This window comes from Actibacterium sp. 188UL27-1, assembly GCF_016901225.1.
Lineage (GTDB): Bacteria > Pseudomonadota > Alphaproteobacteria > Rhodobacterales > Rhodobacteraceae > 188UL27-1.
Map to the genome: position 1 here is coordinate 36,018 of NZ_JAFEUL010000002.1, position 18,326 is coordinate 54,343.

Sequence of the window (18,326 nt, forward strand, 5' to 3'; positions counted from 1 at the left end):
ATGAGAATACCATACCTATCTAATACCATTTGTCTATGCCGGATCTGATTGTCCCTCGATTATATCGAAAATACAGGCGAAAGGTATGTTCTTTCAAATAAAGGTATTGTATCGGTCTGGTATGGAGATGACGTTGGAACCCAACCTGATCGGTGTCGATGGCGGTGGTACAGCCTGTCGGATCTGCCTGATCTGGCGCGGCCAGCGGATCGAGGCGCGCATGGGCGGCGCCAATGTCACCACGGATCCCTCGGGTGCCGTGGCAGCAATCACCGAGGGGTTGCACGATGTGGCCCGGCAGGCCGATATCACTGTGTCGCAACTTCGCGATTGCCCCACCTATCTGGGCCTGGCCGGCGTTGTCGGCCCGGCGGATGGTGTGGATTTGGCCGCGGCGCTGCCGCTCTCCCGCGTGATTGTGGCCGATGACCGCCTGTCGTCGATGCGCGGCGCCTTGGGCCATGGTCACGGGGCTGTGGCGGCCGTGGGAACGGGGTCGTTCCTGGGGCGCCTGTCAGATGATGGCGCACGGTTTGTCGGCGGTTGGGGCCTGATCCTGGGCGACCAGGCCTCTGGTGCATGGCTGGGACGTGGACTTTTGTCGGCCAGCCTTGATGCCTGTGACGGGCTGCGCCGAACCACAGTGCTGACAGATGATGTGTTGAAAGAGTTTGACGGCCCCGCAGGCCTTGTGGCCTTTGCCCGCACCGCCAGCCCTGCGGAGTTTGCCGCCTGGGCCCCTCGGGTCATCGCAGCGGCGCAGGCCGAAGATCCCACAGCCCTGGGGCTGATGGGCGCCGGCGCGGCCTATCTGGAAACCGCGCTGACCACACTCGATTGGAACCCGGCAGAACGGTTGTGCCTGATCGGTGGGGTCGGCCCTCATTTCAAACCCTATCTCAGTCGCGCGGTTGCCGCGGCCTGTGTCGCGCCGCAGGGATCGGCCCTTGATGGGGCCTTGATGCTGGCGGCAGAGATGGCAGTGGCCCCGCCATGACCGCGACAGTGACAGAGTTCCTGCGCCCGCAACATTGGCGCGAAACCGCGTCGGGGCCGCGCTATGTTCAGTTGCGGCGGCGGTTGGAGGAGGCGATCACCAAAGGGTTGGTCGCCCCGGACCTGCCCCTGCCATCGGAGCGGGAGATTGCAGCCGTCACCGAACTGTCCCGCGTCACCGTGCGCCGGGCGATCCAGGATCTGGTCGAGAACGGGACGATCATCCAACGTCAGGGCTCCGGGTCGTTCCTCAACCAGCCTGTGCCACGGGTGGAACAATCGCTGTCCACCCTGACCTCATTTTCCGAAGACATGGCCCGGCGCGGCCTTGAGACCCGCTCGATCTGGCTGGAAAGCGGGGTTGTCTTGCCGTCGCCGCAGGAAGTCGTCGCCTTGGCCTTGCCCGCCGGGGCCCTTGTCACGCGCATCGCCCGCCTGCGTGAAGCGGGGGGGCAGCCAATGGCCATCGAACGCGCGGCCTTACCCCGGGATATCCTGCCGGATCCGCAAACCGTTGGTGCCTCGCTCTATCAAACCCTGGCAGCGCGGGGGCACCGCCCGACCCGTGCCGTCCAAAAGATCTCTGCCATCAACCTGCAGATCGCGGATGCACAGATTCTGAATGTCCCCGCGGGGACAGCGGGCCTGCGGATCGAACGGACGACCTATCTGGCCCAGGGTCGCGCGGTGGAGTTCACCCAATCGATCTACCGCGGGGATGCCTATGATTTCGTTGCTGAATTACGGCTCCCCAGGGAGGCCCCATAGATGGATAACCCCATGCCACCCAGCCAGATGCGTGCCGAGATTGCCGAGATACCACAGGCCGTCGACCGCCTGCTCACACAAGGGGGTGCCGATGTTGCCGCGATTGCCCGGGTGATCCGACAGCGCGACCCGGCCTTTATCGTGACCGTCGCGCGGGGCTCGTCGGATCATATCTGCACCTATCTAAAATATGCGGCGGAACTGCTGTTGGGGGTGCCCGTCGCCTCCATCGGGCCCTCCATCGCGTCGATCTATGGGGCGCAGTTGAAGGTGGCGGGCAGCCTCAGCCTTGCCGTGTCGCAATCGGGCAAAAGCCCCGACATTGTCGAGATGTCGCGCAGCGCCGGGGCCCAAGGTGCCCTGACCGTTGCGGTCACCAATACGCCGGGCGCGCCGCTTTCCGCCAACAGCGCCCACACCATCGACATCCATGCCGGTCCCGAACACAGCGTCGCGGCGACCAAGACATTTGTGACATCCGCCGTGGCGGGCCTGCTGCTGCTGGCGGAATGGAAGCAGGACCGGGCGCTGATCCGCGCGCTGCGAAACCTGCCGGACCATCTGGACCGGGCCGTTGCCGCGGATTGGAGCCCGGTTGAACAGGCGCTTGACGGGTTCGACAGCCTGTTCACCCTGGGGCGCGGGCCGGTCTGGGCCATGTCGAACGAGGCTGCGTTGAAGTTCAAGGAGACCTGCCAGATCCACGCCGAAAGCTATTCCTCGGCCGAGGTGCTGCATGGCCCGGTCTCTATCGTCGGCGACGGCTTTCCGGTTCTGTGCTTCGCCGCGGGCGATGCCGCAGAGACGGCCGTGGCCGATATCGCCGACCGGATCAGCGCCAAGGGGGCCCGGGTCTTTGTCACATCCGACCGGGCCCAGGCGGCACAGGCCATCCCGACCGTGCGCACCGACCATCCACTGACCGATCCGATTGCGCTGATCACCTCGTTCTATGCCATGGTCGAACGCGTCGCGCTGGCGCGTGGGATCGATCCCGACACGCCCCGCCATCTGCAAAAGGTGACCCAAACGACATGACGGGCGATGTGACGGCCTTTGGCGCGGGGCAGCTTTTCGATGGGGACCGCCTGGTGCCGGACCGGGCCATCCTGGTCCGCGATGGCAGGGTCGCCGACATCGTGGAGGCGCAGACCGTCCCCGCGGGGACAGATTATGTTCAGCTTGAGGGTGGCATCCTGGCCCCCGGTTTTGTCGACCTGCAGGTCAATGGCGGGGGTAGGGTGATGTTCAACGACGCGCCCTCAGCCGCGACCCTGCGCACCATCGCCGCTGCCCATGCCGGGTTGGGTGTGACCGCGCTCTTGCCCACCTTGATCACGGATCGGCCCGATGTCACCAGGGCCGCGATTGAGGCGATTGCCACCTCGGATCTGCCCGGCATCGCTGGCCTGCACCTGGAGGGGCCGCATCTGTCCATTGCCAAGAAAGGCGCCCATGACGGAGATCTTATCCGATCCATGGGAGAGGACGATCTGCAGATCCTGCTGGGGGCCGCCGCCCGTCTGCCGGTGCTGAAAGTGACCGTCGCGCCAGAGAGTGTCACCCCGGAACAGGTCAAACGGTTGGCGGCGGCAGGTGTCGTGATCTCGCTTGGGCATTCGGCCTGCGGGTTTGCGGATGCACAACGTCTGGCGGAGGCGGGTGCCACCTGCGTGACCCATCTCTTCAACGCCATGAGCGGGCTGGGCCACCGGGAACCCGGATTGGTCGGCGCTGCCCTGGCGCTGGGTGGGTTGTCGGCCGGGTTGATCGCGGATCTCACCCATGTCCACGGCGATGTCATCCGTTTGGCCCTGGCGGCCAAGACCGGGCCGGGTGCGATCTTTCTGGTGAGCGATGCCATGGCGCCTGCCGGGACAACGATGGACAGCTTTCACCTCAACGGGCGGCTGATCCGCCGGGCCGGTGGGCAACTGACGCTGCAAGACGGCACTCTGGCCGGGGCCGATCTGGACCTGGCCACGGCCCAGCGCAACCTGGTCGGGCTGGGGGTGCCACTGGACCGGGCGCTGGCCATGGCGACGCGGATCCCGGCGGATGTCATTGGGGCAACGGGGCTGGGGCGGTTGCGACCGGGGGGCCGGGCTGATTTCGTGCACCTCACACCTGGGCTGGATCTGGCGGGCGTCTGGCGGGGCGGTCAGAAAATCGCCTGAACGCGCAGGTCTGGCCCCGGCGGGGATGGACCTTCGCGCCGCGGTCTGGTTTTAACGATGCATATCCCCATCGTTCAGGTCGGCCCCCGTGCTGAAAGAGTTCTTCTCCTATTATGCGCCGCACCGGCGGCTTTTCATGGCCGATTTCGGGTGCGCCGTGCTGTCCGGCATCCTGTCGCTGGGCTTTCCCCTGGCGGTCAAGGCATTTGTGGATGAGTTGTTGCCCCGCGGGGATTGGACCCTGATCCTGTTGGCCGCCTTTGGGCTATTTGTGATCTATCTGGCCAATGCGGGGCTGATGTTCATCGTCACCTATTGGGGGCACGTCTTGGGCATCGCGATCGAGACAGAGATGCGCAAGCGCGCCTTTGACCACCTGCAACGGCTGTCATTCCGGTTCTTTGACGAACAAAAGACGGGGCACCTCGTCGGTCGGCTGACCAAGGATCTGGAGGAGATCGGGGAGGTGGCGCATCACGGCCCCGAGGATCTTTTCGTGGCCATCATGACCTTTGTCGGGGCGCTGGTCTTGATGTTTTTCGTACATCCGCAACTGGCCACCATCGCAGCCCTGATCGCGCCGCTGGTTCTGTATCTGATCATCCGATATGGCGGCGAGATGACCCTAAACTGGCGCGCGCAGTTTGACCGGATCGGGGCGTTCAATGCCCGGATCGAGGAGAATGTGGGCGGCGCCCGCGTCGTGCGCGCCTTTGCCAACGAGGCCCATGAGCGTGGGTTGTTTGCCGAGGACAATGCCCATTACCGGCGTGTCAAACATGCCGCCTACTGGATCGTGGCGCAGACCCAGACCATCAACTTTCTGGGTATGCGGGTGGTGCAGGTCATCATTCTGGTGGCGGGCACTTATTTCGTGACCCAAGGGAGCCTGACGATAGGCGGTTTTGTGGGATTCCTGCTGCTGATCAATGTGTTTTTTCAGCCGCTCGACAAGATCGCTGCGGTGGTGGAGACCTATCCCAAGGGCATTGCCGGGTTTCTGCGTTACAGTGAATTTCTGGCGACCGAGCCCGATATCATCGATGCCCCCGATGCAGTGGATCTGACGACCATCAAGGGCGCGATTTCTTTCGATGAGGTCCTGTTTGAATATGCGCCGGGTCGCCCCGTGGTGCAGGCCGTGTCGCTGGACATCGCGCCGGGGGAGACCGTGGCCTTTGTCGGGCCGTCGGGTGCGGGCAAGACAACATTGCTGGCCCTGGTGCCGCGGTTTTATGATGTGACCGGCGGGCGGATCACACTTGACGGGCGCGACATTCGTGGGCTCACCATGAGCTCCCTGCGCCGCCACATCGGGATCGTCAGCCAGGATGTGTTTTTGTTCGCTGGGACGCTGCGGGAGAATATCGCCTATGGTCGGCTGAGGGCCGGTGACACCGAGATCCGCGCGGCGGCCAGCCGGGCCCGGCTAGACGAGATGATCGCGGATCTGCCCGACGGTCTGGATACGGTGATCGGCGAACGCGGTGTCAAGTTGTCGGGCGGCCAGAAACAGCGGGTGGCCATTGCGCGGATCTTCCTGAAGAATCCGCCGGTGCTGATTTTGGACGAGGCGACCTCGGCCCTGGATACCGAGACGGAGCGCGTGATCCAGCGCGCCTTGGAGGAACTGGCAGAGGGGCGGACCGTATTGGTCATTGCCCACCGGCTCGCCACGATCCGTAATGCGGACCGGATCGCCGTCGTGCGCGATGGCGGTATCGTCGAGATTGGCAACCATGCGGAACTGTTGGCGCGGGACGGACCGTATAGGCGATTGCATGACGCACAGGTGGCGGGGACACGCTCCGCTGCCGAGTAGGTAGATCGCATCGCTGGCGCGATATGACATGATCAGGGGGGCGCTGCCCCCGCAGCCCTTGGGCTGCTCCCCCGGAGGTATTTGAGCCAATAAGAAAATGGGCTTTCTTATTGGTTTAAATACTCCCGCCGGAGGCAAGAAATCCATAATCCCAAGGTTCAGGTAAGGCGATCCCAGGTGAGATCGAAGCGGGCGAGGTATTTGCGCAGGCGGTCGGCATCGTTGCGGCTGGATTTTTGGGCGCGGGAGGCGGCGAAGAGGGTGCGGCCCGCGGCGCTGAGGGATGGGGAGGTTCGGCAAATGCGGATGACATGGGCCAGTTGGGGAATATCGAACGGGTCCAGTGCCGCTGCGTCCGGGCCGAGGGTGGTTTGGACCAGTTGTGCATCGGGGTTCGCATTGGTTTGGCTCCACTGCGTCCGGAGGGTTTCCATCTCGTGTTCCACGGCGGCGTGCGTGATGCGTCCCCGCGGGGACAGCACGCAGAGCCGCTGGATACTGGCGCTGAGATCGCGAAAGTTACCGGGCCATGGGCTGGCCGGGTCTTGGGCGAAACGGGTGTAGGTCTGGGCGGCATCGGCGTTGAAACCGACGCGGGTGCCCAGGGTTTTCTCGGCCTGTTCCAGTTCATATTCGAGGTTGGGCGGGATATCTTCGCGCCGGTCCCGCAAGGCGGGCAGGCGGAACGTCCACATGTTGAGCCGGGCGTAAAGGTCGGCGCGGAAACGGCCTTGGCCGACAAGATCTGCAAGATCTTGGTTCACGCCTGCGATGACGTGGAATTGGCTTTTGACCGGTTGATCGGATCCCAAGGGGTAAAACCGGCCGCGTTCGATCGCATCCAGAAGGAGGCCCTGTTCGTCGGGGCCGAGATCATCGACCTCATCCAGAAACAGGACACCGCCATCGGCTTCACGCAGGAGGCCCGCCCGTTCGCTTCCCGCGACCCCGGTCACGGAGCGGCGTTGGCCAAAGAGGGTCGCCGCGGCCATGGGGCCGCGCAATGTTGCGCAATTGATCTGGACAAAGCGGCCCTTGACGCGGCGGCGGCGGCGTTTGAGTTCATAGATCCGCTCGGCCAGCTGGGTCTTGCCGGTGCCGGTTTCCCCCTGGAGCAGGAGGGGTGCATCCGAGGCGGAGGCCACCTGTTCGATCCGGTCAATGAGGGCGTTGAAGGCGGGGTTGCGGGTTTCGATCCCGGCCTTGAGCAGGGTGTTGTAGTCGCGGGAAACGAGGTCAAAGCGCTGTTGCAGCGCGTCATAACGGCTGAGATCCAGGTCGATCACGTCGAGTGTGCCGCTGGGTTGGCTTTCGTTCCGGGGCGGACCGGTCTGGAGAAGGCGCGCGGGGATGTGGCGCGATTCCGTCAGCAGGAACCAACAGATCTGGGCCACATGGGTGCCTGTGGTCAGGTGGACATGGTAGTGTTCCCGATCCTCATCAAAGCCATAGGCGCGGGCGAAATCAAAGAGCTTGCCGTAGACCTCCTCGAAGTCCCAGGGGTTTGTCAGGTCGAGGCGGTTGAGCAGCACTTCGGTGTCAGGCGAGATCCTGGCAATCTCCTCCTGCACGGTCTGGGCGAGGCCCAGCCACTGATCGTCATACAGCAGTTCGAGCCGGGCGATGGGGAAGTCTGCATGTGCGCACATCTGGATCGACGGGCGCCATTTGCGTTTTCTGCCGCGATCGAGTTGCGTGCCTAGAAAGCTGATGACCACATTCTGCATATATTTATCTAATCAGATAAAATACGATCTGAACAGATAGAAAATATGCGGAGAATATGATGCGAAGCTCAATTTAATAAAAGAAAATCAAAGGGCTGGCCGATTTTCACTTTTTTCTCGGGTTGTGCAGTCCCTTGCTGCACAAAGGGGGCACGAAACGAGAAGGAAATGAGATCATGGCGAACAAATCTGTGTTTGCCTCCGTCAAGGGGGCAGGGGCTCCGAAAGCCACCGCGACCAACCGCGCAGGCGCCACCGCTTATGCTTATTCGGATGCGCATTACCTGGCGCAGGTGGCGATGACAGGCACATTTGGGAACCTGTTCTACCAGGATCCGATGGAGGAGCTGGAATATACGCTGGACCTGGCCGAGGCGGTTGCGCCGGAATTCCTGGCCAAGACCGCCATCTATGCTCGTAAGGAGGGACATATGAAGGATATGCCCGCCGTGTTGCTGGCGATCTTGGCGCGTCTTGATCCGGCTTTGTTTGCCAAGGCGTTTCCGCGGGTCGTGGATAACGGGAAGATGCTGCGCACATTCGTGCAGGTGATCCGGTCTGGTCAGACCGGGCGCAAGTCGCTCGGCTCGCGGCCCAAGGCGATGGTGGCCCATTGGCTGAACACGGCGTCCGACTGGGCGATCTTGCAGGCCAATATCGGCAATGATCCGTCGCTCGCCGATGTCATCAAGATGGTGCACCCAAAGCCGGAGACGGCCGCGCGGGAGGCGCTGTTTGCCTGGATCATCGGGCGCCCGTGCGACGTGTCGCTGTTGCCGCAGGCCGTGCAGGATTGGCTGGTCTTTCAAAAGACGGGTCGGGGTGCTGTGCCGGATGTGCCGTTCCAGATGCTGACGCAGCTGCCGCTGTCGTCCAAGCAATGGGCGCGCATCGCCAAGACCGCCTCGTGGCAGATGCTGCGGATGAACTTGAACACCTTTCACCGCCACGGCGTGTTCGGTGTGACCAAGATGGTTGATCACGTGGCCGCCGTGTTGCGGGACCCGGAGCGGATCGCCAAGGCACGGGTCTTTCCGTACCAGTTGATGGTGGCGGCGCAGAACGTGTCTGAGCATGTGCCGCGCCCGATCCGTGAGGCGTTGCACGACGCGATGGAGATCGCGGTCAGCAATGTGCCACGGATCGATGGCTCGGTCGTGGTGTGTCCGGACGTGTCGGGCTCCATGGGTGGGGCGGTGACCGGGCATCGCCCGGGGGCCACGTCCACGGTGCGCCATGTCGATGTGGCGGCGCTGGTGACGGCAGCGATGTTGCGGGTAAACCGTGATGCAAAGGTGTTGCCGTTCGAGGTGAAGGTGCGTGAGACGCGGTTGGAGCCGCGCGACACGATTGTGACCAATGCCGCGCGTCTGGCCGGTCTGTGGGGCGGTGGCACGAATTGTGCGGCACCCCTGGAATGGCTGAACCTGCGTGGTCGCGCACCGGATCTGGTGGTGTTCGTGTCCGATAACCAGTCCTGGGTGAACACCCGGGCGGGCGGGCAGGGGACCGCGATGATGCAACACTGGGAGGCGATCAAGCGTCGCAACCCGAGGGCCAAGCTGGTCTGCATCGACATCGCGCCTTACGGCACCACACAGGCGCAGACCCGTGATGATGTGCTGAACATCGGCGGGTTTTCGGACACCGTCTTTGACCAGATCGCGGCATTCGCGTCGGGTCGCATGGGGCCCGAGCACTGGGTCGGTGAGATCGACCGGGTGGAACTGTAACAACGGGTCAGGCGGAATGCCTGCGGGACTACATCTGAATATGTCGCTGTCTCGCATGTCGACTTGTCCGCCTGACCCAATTTGAACGGAGTGACGAAAGACGACTTCGGCGAATGCCAAAGGAACTACACGCACCGTTTCCGGGATATGTCCGTGGGGTTCGACCCCCCACCTTGCACTGCGCCCGTCTGGCATGGGCGGGACCCCGGGTTGTTTCTTTACTTTTGTCGCCGAGGCCAAGGACAGTCTGGCGAATGCCGGTGGAACTACATTGATTATCCATCACGTGGTCGCGGGTTCGATCCCCGCCCTTGCTTTGGCAAGGTAGCTCAGTTGGTAGAGCGCGATTGTTTCACCCCAACCTTGTCGCCAGGCCCAACGAACGATCCGGGGGAATGCCCGTGGGAGTACATCGCTGTTAACGATCCGCCGAAAGGCCTCTCATGAAACCCTTGTCCCCTGGACCTGTATCACCGGCCCCGGATCCTTGATGGTCGGGGGTCGGTGATAGAATCACTTGCTGCATCGGCCGGCCCTAAAGCACGAACAATGCACTGAAATATCCGGTTTCAGTTCTCGTTACGGGGATAGTTTGCCATGGGCGTGCCGCCGCCTTGCCCTTTTTCGACATCCCATTGGCTGCGATTAACGCGCAATCTTTGGGGTAAAAATAGATTGTTGTGCATTTGGCGACAATGATCCGCAGGTTTCGGTCCTCATTTTTCAGAATTTGCCGGTATTTCAGTCCGTTAGATGCCAACTTGACGGCTTTGACGTGTCGACCCAAATAAAGTTCATCTGGCCGCTGAATTCCGTTAACGAACCGTTTACCATTTCGGAGGGTGGTGACGATCGCTTTTGGGGGCAGGGGTTATGTACGACACGCGTCAGACCATGGACTGGAGCAGATTTGACGGATCTGATCCGGGTGCATTTACACCATATGACACCGCGCCGCTGGTGTCGGATCTGGGCGATCTGACACATGGTGATGGCGCGTCCTGGCCGGAGGGTAGTGGGCCGGGGCTGGGCAAGGTCGTGGTCGCCGGATCGGACGACCTGTCCGCCTATGATCCGTATGACGATATTCTGGTCTTTGGCTTTCGCGATCCTGACCATGGTGTGCGCGAGATGGGCGCCGACGATCATTCGGTCTTGTTCGAAGAGGTGACGGACGGGTTGTGGGACCTCAAGGTGATGGCGCTGGATCAGGCGGAGCCTATCGCGGTGATCAGCGGCCTGATCCAAGATGACATGCCGCAATATGTGCAAAGCTGGGTGTCGACCGATGATCGGTTCCAGGATGACCTGACGACCGCCGTCTTTGCCGTGGATCGGGGGGCGGAACTGCCTGCCCATCACATGGCTGTTTTTACCCATGAACAGGATGCGATCACCCGCCATGACTATGCCGCCCTGAAGGCCGAGCATGGCGATGACGTAGTCTTGAACTTTGTCACCATGGTCGGGCGCGAATTGCGGGTGCGCTATGATGACGAAGATCAGAGCCTGCGGATCGATCATTTCGTGGCGGATCGTCCCGAATTCGTCGATATGTGGGGATCGACCCTGATCGAGAATATCGCGATCGAGGAACTGCAGATGCTGGTGCAGCTGTGGCGGCGTGATGTGGCCCGCGAGGATAGCGCGGTTCTGCGGGACCGGTTCCAGGCCCTGCTGGAAGATCTGGCGCGTGACGATGGGGCCCAGACCCAAGCGCCTGAGCCTGATTTGGCCGAATTGCCCGTTGCGACCTTTGTGGTGGAACTGGATGAGCCGTTTGATACCGTTGTCGAACTGCCATACTGGACCGAGGATATCACGGCCGTGGCCGGGCAGGATTACGTACCCGCCTCTGGCACGCTGATCTTTGCCCCGGGGGAGACCGCCCAGGAGGTGAAGGTTAGCCTGCGATCCGAAAGAGTAGCGTATGACACGTTTCGTTTGTTGATTGATGGCGGTGCCGACGGCCCTGTGGAGGTGGTGTCGTCCCTGCGCGATGATACTGCGGTGGCCTTGGACAATTCGTTTGAGATGCCTGTTGCGGAATTCAAGGTGCGCACCGACTGGGGGGATGGCGCCATGGTCGAACTGGTGCTGACCAATACCACCGGCCGCGATATCGAAGGGTGGGAGATCGATTTCGACCTGGCCGTCGGCATTTCCGAATATTGGAGCGCCAAGATCTTTGGAGACGGCAATGCGCGGTACACGGCGGAAAATCTGGGCTCGAATGGCCGGGTTCCGGCTGGGGAGGCGGTGGTGATCGGGTTCAACACCATGACCGGTCGCCTGGACGAGGATCAATTGAACCAGCAGGCCGATTTCACCTTTGATTTCATCTGATCTGCGGGGCCTGGCCCTGTAGGTCGGGCGGGGCGCGGAAAACTGGGTTGCGCCCCTTTTCTCTGGCCTGACAAGATGCGACGGTCTGCCCATGACACAATTATGTTCTCCTGACGGGACCCCCGTCTCTTCCCTTTGTTTTGGCGCGATGCAGTTCGGAGATCGTGCCGATGCCACGGCCTCCCGCGAGATGTATAAGGCGTGCCGCGCCGCCGGGATCACATTTTTCGATACCGCCCATGTCTATACGGGCGGGGCGTCAGAGACGCTGTTGGGCCAGTTCGTGGCGCCGGAGCGGGATGGGCTGACCATCGCCACAAAGGCCGGCTATACGGGCGGGTCATCGCGGGCCAATATTCTGGCCACGTTTGAGGAAAGTCGCCAGCGGATGAAGCTGGATCAGATCGATATCCTGTATCTGCATCGCTGGGATGGCGCTGTCCCGCTGGCAGAGACATTTGAGACACTGGCGCAACTTCAGAGCGACGGCAAGATCCGCTATATCGGCGTGTCGAATTTCGCGGCCTGGCAGGTGATGAAAGCACAGGCCGTGGCGGCGGACCTGGGGACGCGCATCGATATTCTTCAGCCGATGTATAACCTGGTCAAGAAGCAGGCCGAGGTCGAATTGCTGCCCATGGCGCAGGATCAGGACATCGCAGTGGCGCCCTATTCGCCATTGGGCGGTGGGTTGTTGACCGGCAAATATGCGAGCGGCGGGACGGGGCGGTTGTCTGAAGACAGCCGGTATGCCGCGCGTTATGCGCCCGATGCGATGCACAAGGCCGCGCGGGAGTTGAGCACGCTGGCCGCGGAGGTTGGCCATGCCCCTGCGACGCTGGCTGTGGCCTGGGCCAAGCGGCATCCGGGCGTCACGGCGCCGATCATCAGCGCGCGCAACCTTGAACAGTTGCAGCCTTCGCTGGCCGCCGCGGCGCTGGACCTGGATGAGGCGCTCTATCACCGGGTGAGCGCGCTTTATCCCGCGCCGCCCCCCGCCACGGATCGCCTGGAAGAGGCATGATCGATTTCCTGGTGATTGGTGGCGGTGTCGCCGGTCTGACGGCGGCAGCGCATCTGGCGCCTTTGGGATCCGTGGTGGTGCTGGAGCGGGAAGCGGCGCTGGGCATGCATGCCTCTGGCCGCTCTGCCGCGATTTATATCGAGCGGTATGGCAACCCGGTCGTGCGCGCGTTGAACACGGCGAGCTTGCCGGGGTTGATCGCCGCCGATGTGCTGCGCCCCCGGGCGTTCCTGTTGCTGGCGCGCGGGGATCAGGAGGCGCAGTTCGAAGCCGAGCGCGCCGGTTTTGCGGGCACGCAGATTTCCGTGGGCGCAGGGGCCGCCATGTTCCCGATCCTGGATCAGACGACATGCGGCTATGTCGCATCCGTGGATCAGGCGTTTGATCTGGATACGGATCGGCTGATGCAGCATTTCCGCAAGACGGCGCGCGGCCATGGTGCAAGGATTATCTGCGGGTCCCCGGTCACCGCTTTGGCCCGGGACGGTCGCGGTTGGCGCGTCACCACGCCGGACGAGGTGTGGGAGGCGCGGCGCGTGGTCAACGCGGCGGGGGCCTGGGCCGATGACCTGGCCCGTTTGGCGGGCATTGCGCCGGTGGGTTTGCAGCCCTATCGGCGTTCCATAGCGCGGCTTCCGGCGCCGGGCGGGCATGACACAAAGGATTGGCCCTTTGTCGATGGGGTGGGCGAGAGCTGGTATGCCAAGCCCGATGCCGGGGGGTGGCTGGTCTCCCCCTCAGAGGAGGATCCGGTGGAGCCCCATGATGCCTGGGCCGATGATATGGTGATCGCGGAGGGGTTGGACCGCTATGGCGGCTTCGTGACCGAGGCGGTGACCCGCGTGCAGACGACCTGGGCGGGTTTGCGCAGTTTTGCCCCGGACCGGGCGCTGGTGATCGGGCCAGACCTGGCTGACCCGTCCTTTCTGTGGTGCTCGGGGCAGGGCGGGTACGGGTTTCAGACCGCTGTTGCGGCAGGCGCTGCCCTGGCGGATGGGGTGGCCGGGCGGTCCCCTGATCTACCGCCTGATATGGTGCGGGCCCTGTCCCCGGCGCGGTTTTCCTGACCCCGGAGGACCCTGCCCGAGGCTGGGGAGGTAAGACGCCTAAACATGCCCCAGGCCGAAGGGTAACAGGTATTGCGTGATCGGATCGCCGATGGATGCGGCGCAATCGGGAAGGGCATCGCCGCCCGAGATCTCGTTGCGCAGCAGCCGGTCCAGGCAGGCATCATCGATGTCCCCGGCAATCCAGGCGGCGATATTGACCACGACGAGCTTCCGGCTGCCCCCGAGCTGGATCCTGACCGTGCGCACGATTGCGGCATCGGGCCCGCAGGCGGGGCCGCAGGTGGTTTTGATCGATCCAAGGTAGTTCATCTTGACCCAGTCATCGACCAACACGACCGTCAGTGCGGCATCATCCGGTTGCGGCTGCGTCAGGCCTAACGTTTGCTGCCATTTTGGGGCATGGTCGCCGATCAGCGCCACGTTGCCCGGGCGCGGGGCGGGCCAGAACACCCAGACAATGGCCGCACATATGATGGCCAAAAGCGCGATGATCCTTATTCGTGTGCCTGACATGACCGCTCTCTTTCCGCAGCGTGAACGCCTTTTGAACAGTTAATTCACACGCCAACTGACGCAAGGTGAGTTATAACAAATTCAACAAAACCAAAGATCTGGGGGAAAGGTTGATGAGTTTTCACTTTCATGAGTTCAACCCGTTTGGCGGGCGCAGGCGCCCGTCGCTGGACGATGCCCAACGCGCGCAGGATGGTGTTTTGTCCATCGCACCGCCCTGTGACACGGCGCGGGATTGTCTCTGGCGGGCGCGCCGGGGCCCGGCAGCCTGTGCCGGATGCGCGTTGGGTGTGGCCAGCCCGTATATCGAGACACTCGAGTCCACAGGATCATCCTCCCCCCCTGTCTGATGACATCTGGACTCGTGTTCGGATGGCGCCGTTTCCCTGCCGCGCCCTCCGGTCTGAGGCGGCCCGCATCGTTTTTGCGGGTCGCCTTTTTTATGTGCTGTCGCGATCGGCCTGACTTTCCCCGTGCCGTGGGGTGTTTTTTCCGCCATGCTGCCTGGGAGAGTGGCACCGATAGGGAGGCGGATATGTCGTTGATAAAGCTTTTGGAGCAGGCCGGGGGCGGCCAGGCGATGCAGCAACTGGCCCAGCAGTTCAATATGGAAGAGGCGCAAGTGGGGCAATTGTCGCAACTTCTAGCGCCTGCCATCGGTCAGGCCACCAAGCGCCGGGCCGAGGCTGGCGGGTTGGAGGCTGTTCTGGGCCAGATGCAGGGCGAGGGTCAGGCGCAGTTGTTTGATGATCCCGCGGCGGCTGCGGCGCCCGAAGGCCGGGCCCAGGGGGCCGCGTTTCTTGAGCAGATCATGGGCGGCGCCGACGGCACCCAAGGGTTGGCCCAGGAAGCCGCGTCGCGTTCCGGGGTCGATGTGACGACGGTGCAGGAATTTTTGCCGGCTTTGGCGGGCCTGTTGCAAGGCGGCATGCAGCGCAACATGCCCGATGCTGCCATCCAGGGCCTGATGGGCGATCAGGGGGGTGGTGCACGCAGTGGTGGCGGTGGCCTGATGGGTATGGTCAGTGGCCTGATGGGCGGCAATCGGCCAGGCGGCAGCGGGGGTGGCATGGATTTGCTGACCAATCTGCTGGATGCCGACAATGACGGCTCTGTCATGGACGATATCCTGGAGAAATTCATGCGCTGATCCGTCTTTGGGGCCGTCTTTTCGGGATGGCCCTGGGCCGGGCGCACGGCGGCGCGGCAAAGGTCTGCCGGTATGGCACGGCCTGACTTGTGGCATGGATCGGCCCGTGAAACGGTCACCTCGTCCCGGGATAAAAAGGATCTGACCCATGTCACGCCGTACCCTGATTTTGCTGATCGCCGTCCTTGCTGCGCCTGCCGCTGCGCAGGCTGACACGGAGAAGTTGTTTGACCGCTATAAGACAGCGAGCTTGCAGGCGGCGGGCAACATGATGGCGTTCTACGAGACCTGCGCACCGGGGATCGGAGAGAAGGTGCCACCGGTGCAGTATGACGCACCGATGGATACGGCTACGGCCTGTGTGATCGATGAATATGTCGAGCAGAAGGGTCTTGAAGCGGCCGAGGCGCTGGTGGTGGAAGTGGAAAACTGGGCGGATAAGCCGATCACCACGGTCGAGGATTTGCAGTTGACCGGTGAGCAAGCCTCCTCCCCCGAATTGCAGGGGATCGTGCAGGCCTGCGGCGTGGTCGAGGCGTCTTCTGAGAATCCAACGACAAAGGCGATCATGGAAAATGCCGAGATGCTGGCCCCCTGTTTCGGTCAATAGCGGCGGGCCGGTGGTGCTCCCGCCGGGATCGGGATCGCGCGACGCGCGCGGCCAGATCCCGTTGGGCGTGGCGCGCACGAAACGATGCACCCGTGGTGAGGGAGCACTTGCGCGCGCCTTGAAAGGGCACGGCGTTTTGAAACGGCGAGCCGCATTGGTTGCGATGTCGAGGGGGAGGTAAGCAGACCCCGATCTGTGCTCAGTCAAATGCCGGGGAACAACAGGTGCGCTCTCTGCTTTCAATGAATGTTCAAGGGGAAGCGGTTGGAGGACGGCCTGTGCCTGTCTCGAAGGGTATGTGGGTTGTCCCAAGGGGCCACCGTTGATCCAAGATTTCGGCATCACAGGACCGGGTCAGTTGATGCAATGCACAGCACCGAAGATCGAGGAATGCGTACGCCTACCCACCAACCCTGCGGGTCATAGATCAATTCGTAGGACAGATGTTTGTTTTGGTCGCAAACCCCGTGCCGCAGGCATCTCAAGAAAGTAATCGCGCGGCACGCGCGGCCGCTGGATCACGCCCCTGCACCAGCCAGCAGAGCAGCGGTGCAGGGACTGGGATGCCCGTTTACTGGGGCACCTCGCCGGTGAGCCCTTCGATATAGAAGTTCATGCCAGCCAGCGTGCCGTCATCGGCGACCTCGCCCTCGGCCAGCCAGGCGGATCCGTCCTGCCTGTTGATCGGTCCGGTGAAGGGATGATATTCGCCCGCGGCAATGGCGGTTTTCATCGCCTCGGCTTCGGCCCGCAGGTCCTCGGGCAGCTTGTCGCTGAAAGCTGCCATCTCCACCATGCCCGGTTCGATCCCGTCCCAGGTATTGGTGCTTTCCCAGGTGCCATCCATGGCGGCTTGGACCCGTTCGATGTAGTAGGGCGCCCAATTGTCGATGATCGCCGTCATCTGTGCATTGGGGCCAAAATTGATCATGTCGGAGGCTTGCCCGAAGGCTAGGATCCCCTTCTCTTCGGCGATGGTCATGGGGGCGGTGGAATCCGTATGCTGCATGATCACATCGGCGCCCTGTTCGATGAGCGCGGTTGCGGCATCCGCCTCCTTGGCCGGGTCGAACCAGGTGGAGACCCAAACCACGTTGAACTCAACCTCGGGGTTCACCTTCTTGGCATGCAGGTAGGCGGCGTTGATGCCCCGGATCACTTCGGGGATCGGATAGGACGCGATATAGCCTACCTTGTTGGTCTTGGTCATCTTGCCCGCGATATGGCCGATGATCGCGCGCCCTTCATAGAACCGCGCGGAATAGACCGAGACGTTGTCGGCCTGTTTGTAACCGGTCGCATGCTCGAATTTCACATCTGGAAACTTGCCCGCGACATTCACGGTCGCATCCATATAGCCGAAGGATGTGGTAAAGATCATGTCCGCGCCCGAAAGCGCCATCTGGGTCAGTACACGCTCGGCATCTGCGCCTTCGGGGACGCTTTCCTGATAGATCGTCTCGACCGTGTCACCGAAATGCTCCTCAACGGCCAGGCGCCCCTCGTTATGTTCATAGGACCAGCCGAAATCACCAATGGGGCCCACATAGACAAAGCCGACCTTGAGGGGATCGTCTTGGGCCACCGCTGCGCCTGCCAGCCCCAGGCCCAGCACGGCCCCGGCAAGTATGGATTTAAATGTCATCATCGTCTCCCTGACTGTTCTTGTCGCTCTTTCTGAGGTGTTGATCTGCGCTTAGCAAGGCTGAGGTGACGAGACCCACGGGCACGGCCACGATCCCGAGGCCAATGAGCAAAACACAGGCAGTAAAGATCTTGCCGCCGACAGTTATGGGATAGGCATCGCCATATCCCACCGTTGTCAGGGTCGCCATGGCCCACCACAGGCTGGCCGGGATCGAGGTGAAGACATCGGGTTGGGCGTTGTGTTCCAGGTGGTAGATGCCAACGGCCGCGAGATAGAGCATCAGCAAGGCCAGAACCGAGAACAGGATCAACTCGTCCCGCACTTGCCACAGGGCATGTTCCAGGCGGGCCATGGCGGTCCGCAGGCGCAGCAGTTTCAACACCCTAACGAGACGCAGCAGGCGCAAGACCCGGACCGCGGCCAGATCCGGCATCAGCAGCAGGAGCGCGGGCACACAGGCCAAAAAGTCAATCAGTCCCCAAAAGCTGAAGATGTAGCGGACCGGGCGCGGGGCACAGACCACCCGGATCCCGTATTCGAGTATGAAAAGACTGACGAAGACATATTCGGCCTGGCGCATTACTTTGCCGTAGCGGTTGGCCAGGTCAGGAATGGTTTCGAGGGCAATCACGACGGCGGAGGCGATGATCAGCGTCTTGACCGCAATCGCCATATAGGGCCCGTCCTCAGGCGATGTCCCGTCGATGATCGCCAGGATCCGGGCACGGGACAGGCCCCGCAC

At 62.4% G+C, this 18,326-nt stretch carries 16 protein-coding genes; 12 read left to right on the forward strand and 4 right to left on the reverse strand.

Annotation, left to right across the window (positions count from 1 at the left end; all coding sequences use genetic code 11):
- Positions 1-85: 85 nt before the first annotated feature.
- The 5 genes from IU397_RS03310 (at position 86) to IU397_RS03330 (ending at position 5,763) form a co-directional block, all read left to right on the forward strand.
- Positions 86-997, forward strand: coding sequence for a BadF/BadG/BcrA/BcrD ATPase family protein (locus IU397_RS03310; protein WP_239479575.1), 912 nt, complete (start codon positions 86-88; stop codon positions 995-997).
- A complete protein-coding gene (locus tag IU397_RS03315) occupies positions 994-1,764 on the forward strand; it encodes a GntR family transcriptional regulator (RefSeq protein WP_204410695.1) in 771 nt (256 codons plus the stop codon). The genes IU397_RS03310 and IU397_RS03315 overlap by 4 nt, the downstream gene beginning before the upstream one ends.
- A complete protein-coding gene (locus tag IU397_RS03320) occupies positions 1,765-2,802 on the forward strand; it encodes an SIS domain-containing protein (protein WP_239479576.1) in 1,038 nt (345 codons plus the stop codon).
- Complete coding sequence (gene nagA / locus IU397_RS03325) at positions 2,799-3,941, forward strand: N-acetylglucosamine-6-phosphate deacetylase (protein ID WP_204410697.1); 1,143 nt, start codon at positions 2,799-2,801, stop codon at positions 3,939-3,941. Before IU397_RS03320 ends, nagA begins: the two co-directional genes overlap by 4 nt.
- 88 nt (positions 3,942-4,029) lie before the next feature.
- The gene (locus IU397_RS03330; protein WP_204410699.1) at positions 4,030-5,763 is read left to right on the forward strand and encodes an ABC transporter ATP-binding protein; all 1,734 of its coding nucleotides are present in this window, start codon (positions 4,030-4,032) and stop codon (positions 5,761-5,763) included.
- Between the two features lie 158 nt (positions 5,764-5,921).
- Here the strand turns inward: IU397_RS03330 and rtcR are convergent, their stop codons facing one another.
- Entirely contained in the window at positions 5,922-7,490 is a 1,569-nt protein-coding gene (gene rtcR, locus IU397_RS03335) for an RNA repair transcriptional activator RtcR (RefSeq protein ID WP_204410702.1), read from the reverse strand.
- A 176-nt stretch (positions 7,491-7,666) separates the two neighbouring features.
- On the opposite strand from rtcR, the gene IU397_RS03340 reads away from it, so the two are divergent.
- From IU397_RS03340 to IU397_RS03355, 4 genes are all read left to right on the forward strand, one after another.
- Complete coding sequence (locus IU397_RS03340; protein WP_204410704.1) at positions 7,667-9,223, forward strand: TROVE domain-containing protein; 1,557 nt, start codon at positions 7,667-7,669, stop codon at positions 9,221-9,223.
- Between the two features lie 873 nt (positions 9,224-10,096).
- Positions 10,097-11,569: a cellulose binding domain-containing protein gene (locus tag IU397_RS03345; protein ID WP_204410707.1), complete on the forward strand. Its 1,473-nt coding sequence runs from the start codon at positions 10,097-10,099 to the stop codon at positions 11,567-11,569.
- A gap of 91 nt (positions 11,570-11,660) precedes the next feature.
- Entirely contained in the window at positions 11,661-12,593 is a 933-nt protein-coding gene (locus tag IU397_RS03350) for an aldo/keto reductase (protein ID WP_204410709.1), read from the forward strand.
- Positions 12,590-13,660, forward strand: a complete 1,071-nt coding sequence (locus IU397_RS03355; protein WP_204410711.1) for an FAD-binding oxidoreductase — start codon at positions 12,590-12,592, stop codon at positions 13,658-13,660. The genes IU397_RS03350 and IU397_RS03355 overlap by 4 nt, the downstream gene beginning before the upstream one ends.
- 39 nt (positions 13,661-13,699) lie before the next feature.
- On the opposite strand, the gene IU397_RS03360 is transcribed toward IU397_RS03355, so the two are convergent.
- Positions 13,700-14,176 carry a hypothetical protein gene (locus tag IU397_RS03360; RefSeq protein ID WP_204410714.1) on the reverse strand — a complete coding sequence of 159 codons (477 nt, stop codon included), beginning with the start codon at positions 14,174-14,176 and terminating at the stop codon, positions 13,700-13,702.
- A 113-nt stretch (positions 14,177-14,289) separates the two neighbouring features.
- On the opposite strand from IU397_RS03360, the gene IU397_RS03365 reads away from it, so the two are divergent.
- The 3 genes from IU397_RS03365 (at position 14,290) to IU397_RS03375 (ending at position 15,936) form a co-directional block, all read left to right on the forward strand.
- Complete coding sequence (locus IU397_RS03365; RefSeq protein ID WP_204410717.1) at positions 14,290-14,526, forward strand: hypothetical protein; 237 nt, start codon at positions 14,290-14,292, stop codon at positions 14,524-14,526.
- Positions 14,527-14,711: 185 nt separating this feature from the next.
- Entirely contained in the window at positions 14,712-15,326 is a 615-nt protein-coding gene (locus IU397_RS03370; protein WP_204410718.1) for a DUF937 domain-containing protein, read from the forward strand.
- A 148-nt stretch (positions 15,327-15,474) separates the two neighbouring features.
- A complete protein-coding gene (locus tag IU397_RS03375; RefSeq protein WP_204410720.1) occupies positions 15,475-15,936 on the forward strand; it encodes a hypothetical protein in 462 nt (153 codons plus the stop codon).
- A gap of 571 nt (positions 15,937-16,507) precedes the next feature.
- On the opposite strand, the gene IU397_RS03380 is transcribed toward IU397_RS03375, so the two are convergent.
- Positions 16,508-17,581 carry a BMP family ABC transporter substrate-binding protein gene (locus tag IU397_RS03380; protein ID WP_204410723.1) on the reverse strand — a complete coding sequence of 358 codons (1,074 nt, stop codon included), beginning with the start codon at positions 17,579-17,581 and terminating at the stop codon, positions 16,508-16,510.
- Positions 17,571-18,326, reverse strand: a complete 756-nt coding sequence (locus tag IU397_RS03385) for an ion transporter (protein ID WP_204410725.1) — start codon at positions 18,324-18,326, stop codon at positions 17,571-17,573. Before IU397_RS03385 ends, IU397_RS03380 begins: the two co-directional genes overlap by 11 nt.